Genomic DNA, 19,884 nt, shown 5'->3' with positions numbered 1-19,884 from the left:
GGGTAGCGAACAGTGGAGACTCTGATCGGACTGCTCGTCGCGGCCCCGCTGCTGGGCGCGGCCGTACTGCTGTGCGGCGGCCGGAGGCTGGACCGCACCGGCCACTGGATCGGCACCGTGCTCGCCGCGGCGTCCTTCGTCCTCGCGGCCGTCCTCTTCGCCGACATGCTCGGCCGCCAGGGGGACGAGCGGGCCCTGCACCAGCACGTGTTCAGCTGGATCCCGGTCGGCGGCTTCCAGGCGGACGTCGCCTTCCGGCTCGACCAGCTCTCGATGACCTTCGTCCTGCTGATCACGGGCGTGGGCACGCTGATCCACGTCTACTCGATCGGCTACATGGAGCACGACGAGCGGCGCCGCCGCTTCTTCGGCTACCTCAACCTGTTCCTCGCGGCGATGCTCCTGCTGGTGCTCGCCGACAACTACCTGCTGCTGTACGCCGGCTGGGAGGGCGTGGGTCTCGCCTCGTACCTGCTGATCGGCTTCTGGCAGCACAAGCCCAGCGCGGCGACGGCGGCGAAGAAGGCGTTCATCGTCAACCGCGTCGGCGACATCGGCCTGTCGATCGCCATCATGATCATGTTCGCCACCTTCGGGACCTTCGCCTTCGGCCCGGTCCTGGAGTCGGTGGGCGAGACGGGCGAGGGCACGGCCACCGCCATCGGCCTGATGCTGCTGCTGGCCGCCTGCGGCAAGTCGGCGCAGGTGCCGCTCCAGTCCTGGCTGGGCGACGCGATGGAGGGCCCGACCCCGGTCTCCGCCCTCATCCACGCCGCGACCATGGTCACCGCCGGCGTCTACCTGATCGTCCGCTCCGGCGCGGTCTTCGAGGCGGCGCCCGCCGCGCAGACCACCGTGACGGTCGTCGGCGCGGTCACGCTGCTGTTCGGTGCGATCGTCGGTTGCGCCAAGGACGACATCAAGAAGGCCCTGGCGGGCTCGACGATGTCGCAGATCGGCTACATGGTCCTGGCCGCGGGTCTGGGACCGGTCGGCTACGCCTTCGCGATCATGCACCTGGTCACCCACGGCTTCTTCAAGGCCGGGCTCTTCCTCGGCGCCGGCTCGGTGATGCACGGCATGAACGACGAGGTGGACATGCGCCGCTACGGCGGCCTGCGGAAGTACATGCCCGTCACGTTCGCCACCTTCGGGCTGGGCTACCTGGCGATCATCGGCTTCCCCGGCCTGTCCGGCTTCTTCTCCAAGGACAAGATCATCGAGGCGGCCTTCGCCAAGGGCGGCACCGAGGGCTGGATCCTCGGCGGCGCGGCCCTGCTGGGCGCGGCCGTCACCGCGTTCTACATGACCCGCGTGATGCTGATGACGTTCTTCGGCGAGGAGCGCTGGCGCAACGCGCCCGCCCCGTCGCCGGAGCAGCCGGACGTGGAGCCGGCCGCGCGGGGCGAGTACAGCGTCCCGCACCCGCACGAGTCGCCGAAGTCGATGACGATCCCGATGATCGTCCTCGCCTTCGGGTCGGTGTTCGCGGGCTTCCTGTTCAGCTGGGGCGACGCCTTCGTCCACTGGCTGGAGCCGGTCACCGGCTTCGAGCACGGCCACCCGCCGGTCAGCGCCCTCACCGTCACCGCGGCCACGGTCGTCGCCCTGGTGCTCGGCGCCGGACTGGCCTGGGCGCAGTACGGACGCAAGCCCGTGCCGGCGGTCGCCCCGCGCGGCTCGCTGCTCACCCGGGCCGCGCGCCGCGACCTGCTCCAGGACGACTTCAACCACGTGGTGCTGGTCAAGCCCGGCGAGTACCTCACCCGCGGTCTGGTCTACCTCGACCACAAGGTCGTCGACGGCGCCGTCAACGGCACCGCCGCGGCGGTCGGCGGCCTGTCCGGCCGGACGCGGCGGCTCCAGAACGGTTACGCCCGCTCGTACGCGGTCTCGATGTTCGGCGGTGCGGCGATCCTGGTCGCCGCGACCCTGCTGATGAGGGCGGTCTGATCCCATGTCATTTCCCCTGCTGACGGCAACGGCGGTGCTGCCCGCGCTGGGCGCGGTCGCCACCGCCGCCGTACCCGCCGCCAGGCGCACCGCGGCCAAGTGGCTGGCACTGGCCGTCTCCCTGGCGACCCTGGTCCTCGCCGCGGCCGTCGCCTTCCGCTTCGATCCCGGCGGCGACCGCTACCAGCTCACCGAGTCCCACACCTGGATCGCCGACTTCGGCGTCCGCTACGAACTGGGCGTGGACGGCATCGCGGTCGCCCTGATCGCGCTGACCGCCGTGCTCGTCCCGTTCGTCATCCTCGCCGGCTGGCACGACGCCGACGCCCCGGAGGAGGAGGACAGGCCCAACCGCCGGTGGCGGCCCACCCAGGGCTTCTTCGCGCTGATCCTGGCCGTCGAGGCGATGGTGATCATCTCCTTCGAGGCCACCGACGTCTTCCTCTTCTACATCTTCTTCGAGGCCATGCTCATCCCGATGTACTTCCTCATCGGCGGCTTCGGGGACCGGGCGGGCCCGCACGGCGAGGAGGAGACGGCCAAGCAGCGCTCCTACGCGGCCGTCAAGTTCCTCCTCTACAACCTGGCCGGCGGCCTGATCATGCTGGCCGCGGTGATCGGCCTCTACGCCGTCACCGCCGACCAGCTCGGCGAGGGCACCTTCTCGCTCCAGGCGATCACCGAGGCCCGCGCCTCCGGCGAGCTGACGATGGCCGCCGGCACCGAGCGGCTGCTCTTCCTGGGCTTCTTCTTCGCCTTCGCGGTCAAGGCGCCGCTGTGGCCGCTGCACACCTGGCTGCCGAACGCGATGGGCGAGTCCACCGCCCCGGTGGCCGTGCTCATCACGGCGGTCGTGGACAAGGTGGGCACCTTCGCGATGCTCCGCTTCTGCCTGGGACTGTTCCCCGGCGCCAGCCAGTGGGCCACCCCGGTGATCGTGGTGCTGGCGCTGGTCAGCATCGTCTACGGAGCCCTGCTCGCCATCGGCCAGCGCGACATCAAGCGGCTGATCGCCTATGCCTCTATCTCCCACTTCGGCTTCATCGTCCTGGGCGTCTTCGCGATGACCAGCCAGGGCCAGGGCGGGGCGACGCTCTACATGGTCAACCACGGGATCTCCACCGCGGCCCTGATGCTGGTCTCCGGCTTCCTGATCTCGCGCCGCGGCTCGCGGCTCATTGCTGACTACGGCGGGGTGCAGAAGGTCGCCCCGGTGCTGGCCGGCACCTTCCTGATCGGCGGCCTGGCCACCCTGTCGCTGCCGGGCCTGGCGCCATTCGTCAGTGAGTTCCTGGTGCTGGTGGGGACCTTCACCCGCTACCCGGTGGCCGGGATCGTCGCCACGTCCGGCATCGTCCTGGCGGCGCTGTACGTGCTGGTGCTCTACCAGCGCACCATGACCGGCCCGGTCAAACCCGGGGTCGAGCGGATGCCCGACCTGAGGGTGCGGGAACTGGCGGTGGTGGCGCCGCTGATCGCCCTGCTGATCTTCCTCGGCGTCTTCCCGAAGCCGCTGACGGACATCGTCGACCCGGCGGTCCAGCACACCCTCTCGGACGTGCGGAAGACCGACCCCAAGCCTGAGGTGGAGGCCGCCAAGTGAGCACCACCACGGAACTCATCCTGCGGGCGCAGGAGACCATCCCCGCGCCCGACATCGAGTACGGGCAGCTCGCGCCGGTGCTCATCGTCATCGGAGCCGCCGTCGTCGGCGTCCTGTTCGAGGCGTTCCTGCCGCGCCGGGCCCGGTACGCGGCCCAGGCCCTGCTGTCGGGGCTCGCCCTGGCCTCGGCCTTCGCGGCCGTCGTCGGACTGGCCGCCGCCGGGAGCGCCTCCACCGAGGCGGGCCTGATCGCCATGGGGGCCCTCGCGGTGGACGGCCCGGCGCTGTTCCTCCAGGGCGTGATCCTGCTGGTGGGGCTGGTGTCGGTGTTCACCTTCGCCGAGCGGCGGCTGGACCCGCGGACGCACGCCGGACACGTGGACTCCTTCGCCGCCGAGGGCGCCGCCGTCCCCGGCGGCGAGGGGGAGAAGGCCGCGGTCAAGGCCGGGTTCACCACCACCGAGGTCTACCCGCTGCTGCTCTTCGCGGTCGGCGGCATGCTGGTCTTCCCGGCCGCCAACGACCTGCTGACCCTTTTCATCGCCCTCGAGGTCTTCTCGCTGCCGCTGTACGTGCTGTGCGCGCTGGCCCGCCGCAAGAGGCTGATGTCCCAGGAGGCCGCGCTCAAGTACTTCCTGCTCGGCGCCTTCTCCTCCGCCTTCCTCCTCTTCGGCGTCGCGCTGCTGTACGGCTACGCGGGCACCGTGAGGTACGCGGGCATCGCCCAGGTCGTCTCGGACACCAACAGCGGCGTCACCGAGACGCTCGCCGCCACGACGGGCAACGACGCCCTGCTGCTCATCGGCGGGGCACTGCTGCTGATGGGCCTGCTGTTCAAGGTCGGCGCCGTGCCGTTCCACATGTGGACCCCGGACGTCTACCAGGGCGCCCCGACCCCCGTCACGGGCTTCATGGCCGCGGCCACCAAGGTCGCCGCCTTCGGCGCCCTGCTGCGGCTGCTGTACGTCGTCCTGCCGGGGCTGACCTGGGACTGGCGGCCGGTGATGTGGGGTGTGGCGATCGCCTCGATGGCGGCCGGCGCCGTCATCGCCATCACCCAGACCGACGTCAAGCGGCTGCTGGCGTACTCCTCGATCGCGCACGCCGGCTTCATCCTGGCCGGTGTGGTCGCGGCGACGCCCGAGGGGATCTCGTCGGTGCTGTTCTACCTGGGCGCCTACTCCTTCGTCACGGTCGGGGCCTTCGCCGTGGTGACGCTGGTGCGGGACGCGGGCGGCGAGGCCACGCACCTGTCCAAGTGGGCCGGGCTGGGGCGCCGTTCGCCGCTGGTGGCCGCGGTCTTCGCGGTCTTCCTGCTGGCCTTCGCCGGCATTCCGCTCACCTCCGGCTTCACGGGCAAGTTCGCGGTCTTCAAGGCGGCGGCGGAGGGCGGCGCGGGAGCGCTGGTGGTCGTGGGTGTGATCGCCTCGGCCGTCGCGGCGTTCTTCTACATCCGCGTCATCGTCCTGATGTTCTTCAGCGAGCCCCGGGCGGGCGGGCCGTCGGTCGCCGTGCCGAGCCCGCTGACCTCCACGGCGATCGCCATCGGCGTGGCGGTGACGCTGGTCCTGGGCGTGGCCCCGCAGTACTTCCTGGACCTGGCGTCCCAGGCGGGGGTCTTCGTGCGCTGAGACCGCCGCACACCCGTGCGAGACACACGACGGCCGCCCGGCATCCGTGCCGGGCGGCCGTCGTACGCGCGGTGCCGCGGTGTCCGGGGGCGCCGGGCCGGCCGGGTCACTCCTCGGCGAGGTCGCCGAGGTCGGTCGGGAGGTCGCCGATGTCGGTGGGGATCTCGGTGGGGACCTCCACCTTGGTGAAGGTGTCGGTGGACCCCGACTTCCAGGCGACCGTGAGGCTCTCGCCGTCGACGCTCTTCACCGTGCCCTCGGTGCGGTCGGTGCTTCCGTCGGTGCACTTGAGCGTGAACGTGACCGGGTCCGCGCCGGTGTCCACCGGGCCCGAGCAGGCCGTCTCGCCGAGCAGGGCCGCCTGGCCGTTGCTGATGCTCAGAACCAGGGCGTCGGCGCCGTTCTTGGTGCTCCAGGTGCCCTCCACGCCGCCCTTCGAGGGGCTGTCGCCGGCGTCCTGGGTGGGCTCGGCGGTCTCCCGGGCGGTCTCCTTCGGCTCGGGATCTCCGGATTCGCCGCCCCCGCTTCCGCAGCCGCCGACCAGCAGCACCGCGGCCAGGGCGGCGGCCGCTCCCGCGTACCGTGCTGACGTGCGCACGTGCTCCCCCTCCATGCGTGTTAAAGGACACGTCAAGCTAGCAGACCGGACAGGGCCGCCGAGAGGACTCGGCGGCCCTGTTCCGGGCTTGCTACACGGCCGGGTGGATGCGCCCGGACACCTCGCCGAGACCGATGCGGGAACCGCCTGGGCCGGGGGCCCAGGCGGTGATGACGACCTCGTCGCCGTCCTCCAGGAACGTCCGCTCGCCACCGGGCAGTTCGAGCGGGTCGCGGCCGGACCAGGTCAGTTCCAGCAGGCAGCCGCGCTGCCGGGGTTCCGGTCCGCTGACCGTGCCGGAGGCGAAGAGGTCCCCGGTGCGCAGCGAGGCGCCGTTGACGGTCATGTGGGCGAGCTGCTGGGCGGCGGTCCAGTACATCGCGGAGAAGGGCGGCTCGGCGACGGTGTGACCGTTGAGGGAGACGGAGAGCCTCAGGTCCAGTCCGCAGGGCTCCCCGGCGGCGGAGTCCTCCAGGTAGTCCAGCAGGGGGTGGGTGCGCTCGGGCGGGGTCGTGCGGGCGGCGTCGAGGGCGTCGAGCGGGGTGACCCAGGCGGAGATCGAGGTGGCGAAGGACTTCCCCAGGAACGGTCCCAGCGGCACGTACTCCCATGCCTGGATGTCGCGCGCCGACCAGTCGTTGAGGAGGCAGACGCCGAAGACGTGCTCCCGGAAGGCTGACTGCGGGACGCGTTCGCCCTGCTTCGAGGGGGTGCCGACGACGAAGCCGACCTCGGCCTCGATGTCCAGACGGCGGGAGGGGCCGAAGACGGGGGCGGTCTCGTCGGGGGTCTTGCGCTGGCCCTGCGGACGGACGACGGGGGTGCCGGAGACCACGACCGTGCCGGCGCGGCCGTGGTAGCCGATCGGCAGGTGCTTCCAGTTGGGGGTGAGCGGCTCGCCCTGGGGGCGGAAGATGCGCCCGACGTTGGAGGCGTGGTGCTCGCTGGCGTAGAAGTCGACGTAGTCGGCGACCTCGAAGGGCAGGTGGAGGGTGACGTCCTCCAGCCTGATCAGGTTGTGGGTGACGGTGTCGGCGTGCTCGGGGGAGGTCAGCCAGGAGCGCACCTCGGCGCGCACGGCCTGCCAGACCGGCCGGCCCGCCGCCATCAGCGGGTTGAGGTTCGGCCGCTGGAGCAGGTCGGTGTGGGGGGAGCCGCAGGCGTCCGCCGCCGCGCCCGCGTCCAGGACGTAGTCGCCGTAGCGGACGCCGATCCGGCGCAGGTCGGGATCGTCCTCGGTGGTGAAGACGCCGTAGGGAAGGTTGTCCGGGCCGAAGAGGTCGTCGTCGGGCAGCCGGAGCGGAGTCGCGTCGGACATGGGTGGGATGCCTCGCCTTCGAGGTCGTCGCCGGTCAGGGCCGCGAACAGGCTACGCGGTGGTGATCTCCCGCAGAAGCGGCGCGCGGCAGGCCGGGAAGAGGGCCGGGAAGAGGGCCGGTACGGGAGGCGGATACAGCGGTACGCGGGGGGAGTGATCGTCATGGGACCGGCTACGCTGCCAGGGATGATGATGGCGACAGCGGCCCAGCGGCGAGGTGACGCACCGTGACGGCCGCCACAAGCCGCGTGACGTTCGCTGATCGTACGCAGACAGGAGAATCCCTCGTGACCGTCGTCGAGCCCCTCGGGCTGAGCGTGCGGGACCAGGCACTGGAAGCCGATGTCCAGGCGGGATTGGCGGCTGTCGAGGAGGCCCTCATCGAGGCCACCAAGAGCGACTTCCCCTTTATGACGGATGTGGCGCAGCATCTGCTGAGGGCGGGCGGCAAGCGGTTCCGCCCGCTGCTGGTGATGCTGGCGGCGCAGTTCGGCGACCCCCGGGCTCCGGGGGTGGTGCCCTCGGCGGTGGTCGTGGAGCTGACGCATCTGGCGACGCTCTACCACGACGACGTGATGGACGAGGCGAACGTGCGGCGCGGGGTGCCGAGCGCGAACGCCCGCTGGGACAACTCGGTGGCCGTGCTCACCGGCGACTTCCTCTTCGCGCGGGCCTCCCGCATCGTGGCGGGGCTGGGCCCGGAGGCGGTCCGTATCCAGGCCGAGGCCTTCGAACGGCTGGTGACCGGGCAGATCCTGGAGACGACGGGGCCGCGCGAGGGCGACGACCCGATCGACCACTACCTCGACGTGATCGCGGGCAAGACCGGATCGCTGATCGCGGTGGCCGGGCGTCTCGGCGCGACCATGTCGGGCGCGGACGAGGACGTCACCGACATCCTCACCCAGTACGGGGAGCGGATCGGGACGGCCTTCCAGCTCGCGGACGACGTGCTCGACATCGCCAGCGACTCGCACGAGTCGGGCAAGACGCCCGGCACGGACCTGCGCGAGGGGATCGAGACGCTGCCGGTGCTCCGTCTGCGCGCCCGCGCGGCGCGGGAGGGCTCGCCGGAGGACCTGGCCCTGTGCGAGCTGCTGGACGGGGACCTGACCGACGACGCCCGGCACGCGGAGGTACTGGCGAGGTTCCGCGAGCACCCGGCGCTGGAGGAGGCCCGCCGCGACACGGTCCGCTGTGCGGATGAGGCCCGGGCGATACTCGCGCCCCTGCCGGACTGCCCGGCCAAGGACGCGCTCTCCTCCCTGTGCGACGCGGTGGTCCACCGGGCGGGCTGAGTCCCCGCCGGCTCGTGTTCTCCCTGGTCCGGCCGTGTCCGGCAGTCTCCGGTGGGCTCTCCCGGGCCCGTGGTTCCCCCGAGGGGGAGGAGACGGCGCAGCGCTCTCATCCTGCGGTAGTACGTCGGTTTGCCCCTGTCGGCTGACGCCCTGTCCGGAGCAATTTGATGGGATCAAACCCGTCAGCATCCACCGGATTGGGTGAGAATGGCGGCTAGGGGTGGACGAGTGCGAGCCACGGACGAACCGCCGCCGACCACGGAGGTACGCGCACACATGGCACAGACCCGATCGTTCAAGAAGGCGCTGCGCTACGCCGTGCCGGCCACGGTTGCCGGAGCGGCAGCGGCGACCGTCGGCCTCGTACCGGCGCTGGCGACTCCCGGCGGCGATCCCGACCTGCCGGAGATCAGCGCACAGGAGCTGGTGGCGAAGATCGCCGCGTCGGACGTCCAGCATCTGTCCGGCACGGTGAGGATCACCACCGACCTGGGATTCCCCGCCCTGTCCGCCCTGGGCCAGGACGGGTACCGCGGCGGTGAGGGACGCGGCGGGGAGAAGGCGTCCGAGGCCGATCCGCGCGGCAAACTGGCGGAGCTGTCCTCCGGGAGCCACACCCTGCGCGTCGCCGCCGACGGACCGGACAGGCAGCGCGTCTCCATCGTCGAGGAGGCCGCGGAGTACAGCCTCATCCGCAACGGCGAGGACGTGTGGGCGTACGACAGCGCGAGCAACACCGTCCACCACACCGTCCTCCCGGAGGACGCCGGACGGGAGAAGGCGCCCGAGGGGCTTGAGTCGATCACTCCGCAGAAGGCGGCCGCGCACGTGCTCAAGGCGGTCGACGAGACGACCTCGGTCACCGTCGACGGGACGGCGAAGGTGGCCGGACAGGACGCGTACCAGCTGCTGGTCCGGCCGAAGCAGTCGAACAGCACGGTCGAGTCGGTGCGGATCACGGTGGACGCGGACAGCGGTGTGCCGCTGAGGTTCACGCTCACCCCCGAGGACGGCGGCAAGGCCGCGATCGACGTGGGCTACACCCAGGTGGACTTCTCCAAGCCGGACGCGGAGACCTTCGCGTTCAAGCCCCCGAAGGGCGCGGAGATCACCGAGGAGAGGGTCGACGGCGCGCGGGAGGGATCCGCCGCGGCGGGCGGGAAGGAGGACCGGCGGGGCATGCCCTCCGGCCTGAAGGTCATCGGCGAGGGCTGGAACTCGGTCGCCGAGATCGAACTGCCGGAAGGCGCCGCCGACGGGGTGAAGGCACCGGAGGCGCGGGACCTGCTCGGCAGCTTCACCGACGAGGTCAAGGGGGAGTTCGGCACCGGCCGGCTCTTCAAGACCCGTCTCGTCAACGCCCTGATCACCGACGATGGGACCGTGTACGTGGGAGCCGTCACCCGGGACGGTCTGGTCGAGGCCGCGAACGCGGCCGAGTGACCGGAGCGCCGCACGGCCCCTCCGCCCGCCGTCCGGTGGAGCTGGAGGGGCCGGTGCGGCGCCGCCGCGCCGGATCGTCCACCCGACCCCGGGGAGCAGCATGCAGTCAGCGTCCGTCCCGCCGGACCGGGACGCGGTCGTCGAGACCCGCGGCCTCACCAAGAGGTACCGCGGCGGGCAACTCGCCGTGGACGGACTCGACCTGACCGTGCCGCGCGGCAGCGTCTTCGGCTTCCTGGGGCCCAACGGCTCGGGGAAGACCACGACGATCCGGATGCTGCTCGGGCTGATCGAGCCGAGCGGCGGCAGTGTGCGGCTGCTCGGGGAGCCGATGCCGGGCACGGCCCGGCGGGTGCTGCCGAGGGTGGGCGCGCTGATCGAGGGGCCGGCGCTGTACGGCTTCCTCTCCGGGCGCGACAACCTGGTGCGCTTCGACGCGGCCGATCCGACCGCCGACCCCCGTACCCGCGCGTCCCGGGTGGGAAGGGCGCTGGAGCGGGTGGGGCTCACGGCCGCCGCGGGGAAGAAGGCGAAGACGTACTCGCTGGGCATGAAGCAGCGGCTCGGTCTGGCGGCGGCGCTGCTGCAGCCGCGCGAACTGCTCGTCCTGGACGAGCCGACCAATGGACTCGACCCCCAGGGCATGCGCGAGATCCGCGCCCTTGTGCGCGAACTCGCCGACGACGGCACCACGGTCTTCCTCTCCTCCCACCTGCTGGACGAGATCGAGCAGGTCTGTACGCATGCGGCCGTGATGGCCCGCGGAAGGCTGCTCACCCAGGGCCCGGTGGCCGAGCTGGCGGCGGAGGCCCGCGGTCGGCTCGCGGTCGCCACCCCGGACACCGCGGAGGCCGTCCGTGTCCTCAAGGAGTGGGGCGTGACCGGTCTGACCGTCACCGACGACCGTGTCACCGGCGAGTTGCCGACCGTCGATCCACCCGATCCGTCCGACCTCAACGCGGCCCTGGTGGGTTCCGGCGTCCGCGTACGCGCCTTCGGAACCGAACGCGCCTCGCTGGAGGACGTGTTCGTGGCACTGACCGGAGAGGGATTCGATGTCGCGGGCTGAACTTCCGAGGACCGGGACACCGCGGACCGACCCGCCGCGGGCCGGGCGGGGCGGTACCGCACCGGTGGAGGACCGGAGCACGTCCCCGCGCCGCCCCGGCCCGCTGTGGTCGCCGGCGCTGTTCCGCAGCGAGCTGGCCGTCACCTTCCGCCGCTGGCGGACCCTGGCGCTCCTGATCGTGCTGGCGGGGATCCCGCTGCTGGTCGGGATCGCCGTCAGGATCGAGACCGGTGACGGCGGTACGGCCGGCGGGGGAAGGGGAGGCGAAGGGCCGGCGTTCATCGGCCAGATCACCAACAACGGCCTGTTCCTGGTCTTCACCGCGCTGGCCGCCACCCTCCCGTTCTTCCTCCCCATGGCGGTCGGAGTCGTCGCGGGCGACTCGATCGCGGGAGAGGCGGCCACGGGTACCCTGCGCTACCTGCTGGTCGCCCCGGCCGGACGCACACGGCTGCTGCTCGCCAAGTTCACCGCCGTCCTGGCCTTCTGCCTGGCGGCGACCCTGACGGTGGCGGTCTCCGCCCTGGCCGTCGGTGCTCTGCTCTTCCCGGTCGGGGAGGTGACCCTGCTGTCCGGGACCACGGTGTCCTTCGAGGAGGGACTGCTGAGGGCTCTGGCCATAGCGGTGGTGGTCGCCGCCTCACTGGCCGGTCTGGCGGCGCTGGGCCTGTTCGTCTCGACCCTGACCAACAGCGGTGTCGCCGCCATGGCCACGACCGTCGGCCTGCTGATCACCGTGCAGATCCTCGGCGCGATCCCGCAACTGGAGGTGCTTCACCCCTACCTCTTCCCGCACCACTGGATGTCCTTCGCCGACCTACTCCGTGATCCCGTCTACTGGGAGGGGCTGCTCGACAACCTGCTCCTCCAGGGCCTGTACACGGCCGTCTTCGGATCGGCTGCCTGGGCCCGCTTCACCAGCCGCGACATCACGGTCTGACGCGTGCGGCACGGTCGGCCCCTCAGGACACGCAGAACTCGTTTCCCTCGGGGTCCGACATCACCGTCCACTCGCCGCCCTGCTCCTTCACCTGCCGTATGACCGTCGCGCCCAGGCCCTCCAGCCGGGCGACGGTCTCCTCACGGCGCCCGGCGCCCGCGTGGACGTCGATGTGCAGCCGGTTCTTGACCGTCTTGGCCTCCGGAACGCGCTGGAAGAGCAGGCGCCGCCCCAGCCCCGCGCCGCTCTCGGGGTCGACCCGGTCCTCCGGGTGGCGTACCGCCGCCAGGTCGCGCCAGGCGCGGCGGCCGTGGTGCTCGACCAGGATGTCCTCGTTCACGGCGCCGAAGCCGAGCAGGCGCTCGATCAGGGCGCTGTTGTCCTCCACCTCGTAGCCCAGGGCCGCGGCCCAGAAGTCGGCCTGCCGGTGCGGGTCGGCGCAGTCGATCACGAGCTTCCAGTGGAGTGTCTCCCGGGCGCTCCCCGCCGCGCCCGGGACGTTCGTGGTGTCCGCCATGGCTTCTCCTCCCGCTCCTTCTTCTCTCGTTTCTCCAGGGCGCTCCCGCCCCCGCCGTGCGTAACCAGTTATAGTGGTTACGTGATGGAGCCCGCAACAGGTCTGGTCCTGCACTCACCCGAAGGGGTGCCCTACCGCTTCGACCCGGGGGCGCTCTGCCTGGAGTTGCTCCCCACGGGCGGCCCGGGAGGGCACGCGCGGTACGAGGTGCTGCACGAGCCGGTGAACCTGGCGGTGTGGGCCTCCCGGTCCCGGCTGCGCGTCTCGTCCCTGCCGGAGGTGACCGAGGTGGAACTGGCCGCCGCCAAGGAGCTGCGCGCCGCCCTGTGGCGGATGGCCGTGGACCAGGCGTACGGCCGCGCACCGCGCCCGCAGGACGTGGCGGTGGTCAACGACACCGCGTCCGGCCCCCCGCTGCCCGTCCGGCTGCTGCGGCCGGACGGAGGCACGGGCTGGCGGAGGGAGTGGGGGCCCGGGGCGACGGGGGCGCACCTGCTCTCGACGGTCGCGCGCGACGCCGTCGACCTGTTCGGCGGCCCGTACGCCCGCCGGATACGGGAGTGCGCCGCCGACGACTGCCAGCTGGTCTTCGTGGACACCTCGCGCCCCGGCCGCCGCCGCTGGTGCTCGATGGAGCGCTGCGGGAACCGCCACAAGGTCCGGGCGCTGCGCGCCCGCCGCGAGGAGGAGTGACGGGGCGCCCGCGGGGCGCGGGTCCGCGGCCGGCGGGCGCCCCGCTCCCGCCGGGAACGGCCGCCCGGCGGTGATACGCCGACGCGCCGTCCGCCGGTGGATCACCGGCGGACGGCGCGCGTCCGGCAGGGAAGGGGGGTGGAGAAGACGGGAGTCCGTCCGCCCCGGTCCGGCCGGTCAGAAGGTGAGCTTCCAGCTGTTGATGTAGCCGCTGTCGGAGCGGTAGAGGTCCCGGACGCGGAGCTTCCAGGTGCCGTTGGCCGTCTCGGTGGAGGCGTTGACGGTGTAGGTGGTGATCACGTCGTCGCCCGAGTCGTTGTTCGAGCCCTTCAGCCGGTAGGCGCTGCCGTCGGGTGCGATCAGGTCGATGACGAGGTCGCCGCGGTAGGTGTGCCTGATGTCGACGCCGACCTGGAGCGCGCTCGGGGCGTTGCCGGAGCGTCCGGTGACGGAGATGGGCGATTCCACGGCCGAGCCCCCGTCGGGGATGGAGACGTCGGTGGTGTTCTCGAACGTGTCACCCGTCGGGGGCGGGGTGGTGGTTCCGGAGCCGAGCGTCCACACGCCGTGGGCCAGGGCGTCGCTGTTCCGGTCCAGGGCCGTGTCGTTGATGTTGGAGAGGGTGTCGCAGGAGGAGTGGTAGCAGGGGTCGAAGGCCCGCCCCGCGGTACCGCCCCACTTCTGGGCCTGTGCGGCGGTCTTGGTCCGTCCGGCGCCGGTGAAGAGCCCGCCGACGGGGATGCCGGCGTTCTTGAAGGAGGCGTGGTCGGAGCGCCCGTCGCCCTCGGTCTCGATCTCGGTCGGCACGCCTCTGGCGGCGAACCAGTCCTTGAAGACCTTCTCGATGGCCGGGTCGTCGTCGTAGACGAAGTAGCCCGGGTTCGGCGAGCCGATCATGTCGAAGTTGAGGTAGGCGCCGATCCTCGACCGGTCGGTGGCGGAGAGGCTGCCGACGTAGTGCCGCGATCCGACCAGGCCCAGCTCCTCGGCTCCCCACCAGGCGAACCGCAGATGCCTGTCGGGCCGGTACCCCTCGCGGGCCACGGCGAGGGCGGTCTCCAGGACGGCGGCGGATCCGGAGCCGTTGTCGTTGATGCCGGGGCCGCTGCTGACCGAGTCCAGGTGGGCTCCGGCCATGACGACCCGGCCGGTGTCGCCGCCGGGCCAGTCGGCGATCAGGTTGTAGCCGGTGGCTCCGCCGGAGGTGAACTGCTGTATGGAGGTGGTGAAGCCGGCGGCGTCCAGCTTTCCCTTGATGTAGTCGATCGAGGCCCGGTAGCCGGGCCGGCCGTGGGCGCGGTTGCCGCCGTTGCTCGTGGCGATCGACTGGAGCTGCGACAGGTGTGCCTTGACGTTGGCGACCGGGATGTCCGGTGCCGCGACGGTCGGCGCGGTGGTTCCGGCGGCGGCCGTCGTGGCGGACGAGGTGAGCAGTCCGGCCGCGAGCGCACCGGCCAGTCCGGCTCCCAGGGCGGTGCGGCGCAGAGGGGCGCTCCGGGGAAGCCGCCGTCCAGCGCGTGTGAGCATCGGTGCCTCCTGTGCGGGGGTTGACGTGCACATGATGCTGATGTGGCACTGGAATGACGTCAAGGGCGAAATCCGGACATATGCATCCGAATATCGGACGCGTCTGCTCTGACATGGCTCGGGTCGGCGCACCGGAGCGCGCCGACCCGAGATGGTTTCCCGCCCTGGGATGGGCTGTTCGTGTGAACTCAGTCCTGTGCGGTGTCCGACGGGACCCCGGCCGCCGTCGGCCGGTCCTCCGCCTTCCGTGCCTCCGCCTCCCGTGCCTTCGCGGCGGAGGCGGCCGCGGCGGCTCCCGCGGCGTCGCGCAGCCGCGCCCGCGAGCGATGCGCGGTGCGCAGGGCGTCCCAGGTCAGCACGGACAGGGCGGTCCAGACGAGGAGGAAGCCGGCCCAGCGCTCGGGCGGCATCTCCTCGCCGAAGGCCAGCAGCCCCAGCAGGAACATCGAGACGGGCGCCAGGTACTGCAGCAGCCCGATCGTGGACAGCGGCAGCCGTACCGCAGCCCCGCCGAAGAAGATCAGCGGAAGCGCGGTGGCCAGCCCGGCCAGGGAGAGCAGCACGGTGTGCCCGGTCCCCTCGGTGGTGAAGGTCGCCTCGCCCCGCGAACCCAGGAAGAGCAGGATGCCGAGCGCGGGCAGGAACTGCACGGCGGTCTCGGCACCGAAACTCTCCACCCCGTCCAGCCGGACCCGCTTCTTGATCAGTCCGTAGAGGGCGAAGGACACGGCCAGGGCGATGGAGAGCCAGGGCACCCGGCCGTAGGCGAGGGCCATCACCGCCACCGCCAGCGCACCGATGCCGACGGCCGCCCACTGGGCGGGCCTCAGCCGCTCGCGCAGCAGCAGGACGCCGAGGGCGATGGATATCAGCGGATTGATGAAGTACCCCAGCGACGCCTCGATGACCTTGCCGGTGCCGACCGCCCAGATGAACAGCCACCAGTTGACCGAGATCAGCGCGGCCGCGACGGTGATCAGCCCGAGCTTGCGGGGCTCGCGCAGCAATGGCCGCAGCCACGACCAGCGGCGCAGCAGGGCCAGGATGACCAGGGCGGTGGGCAGCGACCACACCATCCGGTGGGCCAGGACCTCCACGGGGCCCGCCGGCTCCAGCACGTTCCAGTAGAGCGGGAGCAGCCCCCACATCCCGTAGGCGGCGAAGCCGAGCAGCAGACCCGTGCGGTGCTCGCCGTGCGACTCCAATGTTCCTCCTCCGGGACGGTGACCGATCCGACGACGGTAACGCCGCGCACCCCGCCTGTCATTTCCGTTTCAACGATACGGTGCTGACGAGTCCCGGCTCGCCGCCGCCCCGCCCGCTCCGGCCGGACGGCTCCACCCCCGGACCGGCACGGAACGGAGCCGCGCACATGGGGAAGGGGCCGGTTCCGCCGCTGCGGAACCGGCCCCTTCCCACGGACGGGCGGACGGGTCAGCCCACGACCGTCCAGGTGTCGTTGCCGGCCAGGAGGGCGCCCAGGTCGCCCTTGCCGCGCTGTTCCACGGCCTGGTCCAGCTGGTCGGACATCAGCGTGTCGTAGACCGGGCGGTCCACGTCGCGGAAGACGCCGATCGGGGTGTGGTGGAGGGTGTCCGGGTCGGCCAGCCGGGAGAGGGCGAAGGCCGTCGTCGGAGAGGCGGCGTGGGCGTCGTGCACCAGGATCCCGTCGGTGCCCTCGACCGCCACGTCGACGACCCGCAGGTCACCGGTGGCCTGGTCGCGGACCACGCCCTTGGAGCCCAGGCCGTCCTCGGCCGGGGCGCCGAAGCGGATCGGCTGCCCGTGCTCCAGGGGAATCACGGCCTCCCGCGCCTGGTCCTTGTCCTTGAGGGCGTCGAAGGCCCCGTCGTTGAAGATGTTGCAGTTCTGGTAGATCTCCACCAGGGCGGTGCCCGGGTGGGCGGCGGCGGCGCGCAGCACGCTGGTGAGGTGCTTGCGGTCGGAGTCCACCGTGCGGGCCACGAAGCTCGCCTCGGCGCCGATGGCCAGCGAGACCGGGTTGAAGGGCGCGTCCAGCGACCCCATCGGCGTCGACTTGGTGATCTTGCCGACCTCGGAGGTGGGCGAGTACTGGCCCTTGGTGAGCCCGTAGATCCGGTTGTTGAACAGCAGGATCTTCAGGTTCACGTTCCGGCGCAGCGCGTGGATGAGGTGGTTGCCGCCGATGGACAGCGCGTCGCCGTCACCGGTGACCACCCACACCGACAGGTCGGTCCGGGACGTGGCCAGCCCCGTCGCGATGGCCGGGGCGCGGCCGTGGATGGAGTGCATCCCGTAGGTGTTCATGTAGTACGGGAAGCGGGAGGAGCAGCCGATGCCGGAGACGAAGACGATGTTCTCCTTCGCCACCCCCAGCTCGGGCATGAAGCCCTGGACGGCGGCCAGGATGGCGTAGTCGCCGCAGCCGGGGCACCAGCGGACCTCCTGGTCGGACTTGAAGTCCTTCGCGGTCTGCTTGGTCTCGGCCTTGGGGACCAGGGAGAGCGCCGGGTAGGCGGGCGCCTCCGTAGCGGTCTCAGCCATCGAGGGCCTCCTTCAGAACGGTGGCGAGCTGCTCGGCCTTGAACGGCAGGCCGCGCACCTGTGTGTGGGACTGGGCGTCAACCAGATACCTGGCGCGGAGCAGGGTGGCGAGCTGCCCGAGGTTCATCTCGGGGACGACCACCTTGTCGTAGCGCCTCAGCGCCTCGCCGAGGTTGCGGGGGAAGGGGTTGAGGTGGCGCAGGTGGGCCTGGGCGACCTTCTCGCCGGCGGCGCGCAGGCGGCGCACCGCGGCGGTGATCGGGCCGTAGGTGGAGCCCCAGCCCAGCACCAGCAGCCGCGCGTCACCGGTGGGGTCGTCGACGCGGACGTCCGGCACCTCGATGCCGTCGACCTTCGCCTGGCGGGTGCGGACCATGAAGTCGTGGTTGGCCGGGTCGTAGGAGATGTTGCCCGTGCCGTCCTGCTTCTCGATGCCGCCGATGCGGTGCTCCAGACCCGGCGTGCCCGGCACCGCCCAGGGACGGGCCAGGGTCTGCGGGTCGCGCTTGTACGGCCAGAAGACCTCGGTGCCGTCCTCGGTGGTGTGGTTGGGCCCGGTGGCGAACTGCACCCGCAGGTCCGGCAGCTCCTCCGGGTCCGGGATCCGCCACGGCTCGGAGCCGTTGGCCAGGTAGCCGTCGGACAGCAGGAAGACGGGGGTGCGGTAGGTCAGCGCGATCCGGGCCGCGTCCAGCGCCGCGTCGAAGCAGTCGCCGGGGGTGGCCGGGGCCACGACGGGCACCGGGGCCTCGCCGTTGCGGCCGTACATCGCCTGGAGCAGGTCGGCCTGCTCGGTCTTGGTCGGCAGGCCGGTGGAGGGGCCGCCGCGCTGGATGTCCACGATCAGCAGCGGCAGCTCCAGGGAGACGGCCAGGCCGATCGTCTCCGACTTCAGCGCCACTCCGGGGCCGGAGGTGGTGGTCACGGCCAGGGAGCCGCCGAAGGCCGCGCCCAGGGCGGCGCCGATGCCCGCGATCTCGTCCTCGGCCTGGAAGGTGCGCACGCCGAAGTTCTTGTGCCGGCTCAGCTCGTGGAGGATGTCCGAGGCCGGGGTGATCGGGTACGAGCCGAGGTAGAGCGGCAGGTCCGCCTGGCGAGACGCTGCGATCAGTCCGTAGGACAGCGCCAGGTTGCCGGAGATGTTGCGGTAGGTGCCCGGCGGGAAGGCGGCCGAGGCCGGGGCGACCTCGTAGGAGACGGCGAAGTCCTCGGTGGTCTCGCCGAAGTTCCAGCCCGCCCGGAAGGCGGTGACGTTCGCCTCGGCCACCTCGGGCTTCTTGGCGAACTTCTTCCGCAGGAAGGACTCGGTGCCCTCGGTCGGCCGGTGGTACATCCACGACAGCAGACCCAGCGCGAACATGTTCTTCGCCCGCTCGGCGTCCCGGCGGGCCAGCCCGGAGTCCTTCAGCGCCTCCAGCGTCAGCGTCGTCAGCGGCACCGGGTGGACCCGGTACGCCTCCAGCGAGCCGTCCTCCAGCGGGTTGGCGGCATAGCCGACCTTGGCCATGGCCCGCTTGGTGAACTCGTCGGTGTTGACGATGATCTCAGCGCCCCGCGGCAGGTCCGGCAGGTTCGCCTTCAGCGCGGCCGGGTTCATCGCCACCAGAACGTCGGGGGCGTCGCCGGGGGTGAGGATGTCGTGGTCCGCGAAGTGGAGCTGGAACGACGAGACGCCCGGCAGGGTGCCGGCGGGCGCCCGGATCTCGGCCGGGAAGTTCGGCAGCGTGGAGAGGTCGTTGCCGAACGACGCCGTCTCGGAGGTGAAGCGGTCGCCGGTCAGCTGCATGCCGTCACCGGAGTCGCCGGCGAAGCGGATGATCACGCGCTCCAGCCGCCTGACCTCCTTGGCCGGCGAGCCGGGCGGACGCTGCTGATCGGCTGGGCTACTGACCTGGCTGGTCACGGGACAGGACCTCCTCGAGGCGGCGACTCGCCAGCCATGGTACGTGGGTAAGGGTGACCTTCCTGGGGTCGGTCACATGCTGGACGGCCGGATGAGACGACAATCACGGGCGGTCCCCATATTCCCGGCCGTGGTCGAATCCCCCCGGAATTCCGCCCGAGGACCTACGACCTCAGGTACGTCAGCACGGCCAGCACCCGGCGGTGGTCCCCCTCGCTCGGCGCGAGCCCCAGCTTGAGGAAGATGTTGCCGACGTGCTTCTCCACCGCGCCGTCGCTGACCACGAGCTGCCGGGCGATCGCGGAGTTCGTGCGGCCCTCGGCCATCAGGCCCAGCACCTCGCGCTCGCGCGGCGTGAGCGCCGCCAGCACGTCCTGCTTGCGGCTGCGGCCCAGGAGCTGCGCCACCACCTCGGGGTCGAGCGCCGTACCGCCCCGCGCCACCCGGACCACCGCGTCGACGAACTCCCGGACCTCGGCGACCCGGTCCTTCAGCAGGTAGCCCACGCCCCGGCCCGCCCCGGCCAGCAGCTCGGTGGCGTACTGCTCCTCGACGTACTGCGAGAGCACCAGCACCCCCAGGTCCGGGTACTCGGCACGCAGCTTGATGGCCGCCCGCAGCCCCTCGTCGGTGTGCGACGGGGGCATCCGCACGTCCGCCACCACCACGTCCGGCAGCTCTCCGGCGGCGGCCAGCCCGCCGACCGCCTCGATCAGCTCCTCGCCGTCGCCGACACCCGCGACGACCTCGTGGCCGCGGTCGGTCAGGAGGCGGGTCAGGCCCTCCCGGAGCAGCACCGAGTCCTCGGCGATGACCACCCGCACCGTGTTCTCCACGCTTTCCGTCCCCCCCGGTAGTACCGATG

16 protein-coding genes are annotated in these 19,884 nt (G+C 71.7%); 8 read left to right on the top strand and 8 right to left on the bottom strand.

Annotated elements, in window-relative coordinates:
- The first annotated feature begins 12 nt into the window (after positions 1–12).
- From nuoL to nuoN, 3 genes are read left to right on the top strand one after another with little or no spacing between them, the layout of a single operon-like run.
- Complete coding sequence (gene nuoL / locus ABD358_RS21815; RefSeq protein WP_344632792.1) at positions 13–1,953, top strand: NADH-quinone oxidoreductase subunit L; 1,941 nt, start codon at positions 13–15, stop codon at positions 1,951–1,953.
- Positions 1,954–1,957: 4 nt separating this feature from the next.
- Positions 1,958–3,556 carry an NADH-quinone oxidoreductase subunit M gene (locus ABD358_RS21810; protein WP_344632791.1) on the top strand — a complete coding sequence of 533 codons (1,599 nt, stop codon included), beginning with the start codon at positions 1,958–1,960 and terminating at the stop codon, positions 3,554–3,556.
- Positions 3,553–5,187, top strand: a complete 1,635-nt coding sequence (nuoN, locus tag ABD358_RS21805) for an NADH-quinone oxidoreductase subunit NuoN (protein ID WP_344632790.1) — start codon at positions 3,553–3,555, stop codon at positions 5,185–5,187. Before ABD358_RS21810 ends, nuoN begins: the two co-directional genes overlap by 4 nt.
- A gap of 106 nt (positions 5,188–5,293) precedes the next feature.
- Here the strand turns inward: nuoN and ABD358_RS21800 are convergent, their stop codons facing one another.
- Together ABD358_RS21800 and fahA are read right to left on the bottom strand one after the other, a co-directional pair.
- Positions 5,294–5,785, bottom strand: a complete 492-nt coding sequence (locus ABD358_RS21800) for a hypothetical protein (protein WP_344632789.1) — start codon at positions 5,783–5,785, stop codon at positions 5,294–5,296.
- 91 nt (positions 5,786–5,876) lie between these two features.
- Positions 5,877–7,103 carry a fumarylacetoacetase gene (gene fahA, locus ABD358_RS21795; RefSeq protein WP_344632788.1) on the bottom strand — a complete coding sequence of 409 codons (1,227 nt, stop codon included), beginning with the start codon at positions 7,101–7,103 and terminating at the stop codon, positions 5,877–5,879.
- 287 nt (positions 7,104–7,390) lie between these two features.
- On the opposite strand from fahA, the gene ABD358_RS21790 reads away from it, so the two are divergent.
- The 4 genes from ABD358_RS21790 (at position 7,391) to ABD358_RS21775 (ending at position 11,853) form a co-directional block, all read left to right on the top strand.
- Complete coding sequence (locus ABD358_RS21790) at positions 7,391–8,401, top strand: polyprenyl synthetase family protein (protein ID WP_344632787.1); 1,011 nt, start codon at positions 7,391–7,393, stop codon at positions 8,399–8,401.
- A 276-nt stretch (positions 8,402–8,677) separates the two neighbouring features.
- The gene (locus ABD358_RS21785; RefSeq protein WP_344632786.1) at positions 8,678–9,844 is read left to right on the top strand and encodes a LolA family protein; all 1,167 of its coding nucleotides are present in this window, start codon (positions 8,678–8,680) and stop codon (positions 9,842–9,844) included.
- Between the two features lie 100 nt (positions 9,845–9,944).
- Positions 9,945–10,913 carry an ABC transporter ATP-binding protein gene (locus ABD358_RS21780; protein WP_344632785.1) on the top strand — a complete coding sequence of 323 codons (969 nt, stop codon included), beginning with the start codon at positions 9,945–9,947 and terminating at the stop codon, positions 10,911–10,913.
- Positions 10,900–11,853 (top strand): ABC transporter permease, encoded by a 954-nt coding sequence (locus tag ABD358_RS21775; RefSeq protein WP_344632784.1) that lies wholly within the window; start codon positions 10,900–10,902, stop codon positions 11,851–11,853. The genes ABD358_RS21780 and ABD358_RS21775 overlap by 14 nt, the downstream gene beginning before the upstream one ends.
- Positions 11,854–11,875: 22 nt before the next feature.
- On the opposite strand, the gene ABD358_RS21770 is transcribed toward ABD358_RS21775, so the two are convergent.
- Positions 11,876–12,370 carry a VOC family protein gene (locus ABD358_RS21770; RefSeq protein WP_344632783.1) on the bottom strand — a complete coding sequence of 165 codons (495 nt, stop codon included), beginning with the start codon at positions 12,368–12,370 and terminating at the stop codon, positions 11,876–11,878.
- 84 nt (positions 12,371–12,454) lie between these two features.
- On the opposite strand from ABD358_RS21770, the gene ABD358_RS21765 reads away from it, so the two are divergent.
- A complete protein-coding gene (locus tag ABD358_RS21765; protein ID WP_344632815.1) occupies positions 12,455–13,063 on the top strand; it encodes a CGNR zinc finger domain-containing protein in 609 nt (202 codons plus the stop codon).
- Positions 13,064–13,240: 177 nt separating this feature from the next.
- Here ABD358_RS21765 and ABD358_RS21760 read toward each other — a convergent pair whose 3' ends face one another.
- The 5 genes from ABD358_RS21760 to ABD358_RS21740 form a co-directional block, all read right to left on the bottom strand.
- Positions 13,241–14,590 (bottom strand): M28 family metallopeptidase, encoded by a 1,350-nt coding sequence (locus ABD358_RS21760; RefSeq protein WP_344632782.1) that lies wholly within the window; start codon positions 14,588–14,590, stop codon positions 13,241–13,243.
- 188 nt (positions 14,591–14,778) lie between these two features.
- A complete protein-coding gene (gene rarD, locus ABD358_RS21755; RefSeq protein ID WP_344632781.1) occupies positions 14,779–15,795 on the bottom strand; it encodes an EamA family transporter RarD in 1,017 nt (338 codons plus the stop codon).
- A gap of 229 nt (positions 15,796–16,024) precedes the next feature.
- On the bottom strand, positions 16,025–17,116 hold the full coding sequence (locus ABD358_RS21750; RefSeq protein WP_344632780.1) for a 2-oxoacid:ferredoxin oxidoreductase subunit beta: 1,092 nt from the start codon (positions 17,114–17,116) through the stop codon (positions 16,025–16,027).
- Positions 17,109–19,019, bottom strand: coding sequence for a 2-oxoacid:acceptor oxidoreductase subunit alpha (locus ABD358_RS21745; protein WP_344632779.1), 1,911 nt, complete (start codon positions 19,017–19,019; stop codon positions 17,109–17,111). The genes ABD358_RS21750 and ABD358_RS21745 overlap by 8 nt, the downstream gene beginning before the upstream one ends.
- A 164-nt stretch (positions 19,020–19,183) precedes the next feature.
- Positions 19,184–19,843, bottom strand: coding sequence for a LuxR C-terminal-related transcriptional regulator (locus tag ABD358_RS21740; RefSeq protein ID WP_344632814.1), 660 nt, complete (start codon positions 19,841–19,843; stop codon positions 19,184–19,186).
- Between the last annotated feature and the right edge of the window lie 41 nt (positions 19,844–19,884).

Origin of the sequence: Streptomyces glaucosporus (assembly GCF_039533345.1) — a bacterium.
In the GTDB taxonomy this organism is placed as follows: Bacteria; Actinomycetota; Actinomycetes; order Streptomycetales; family Streptomycetaceae; genus Streptomyces; species Streptomyces glaucosporus.
The sequence above is the reverse complement of the archived record's forward strand: the minus strand, read 5'-3'. Positions and strand labels throughout refer to the sequence as shown.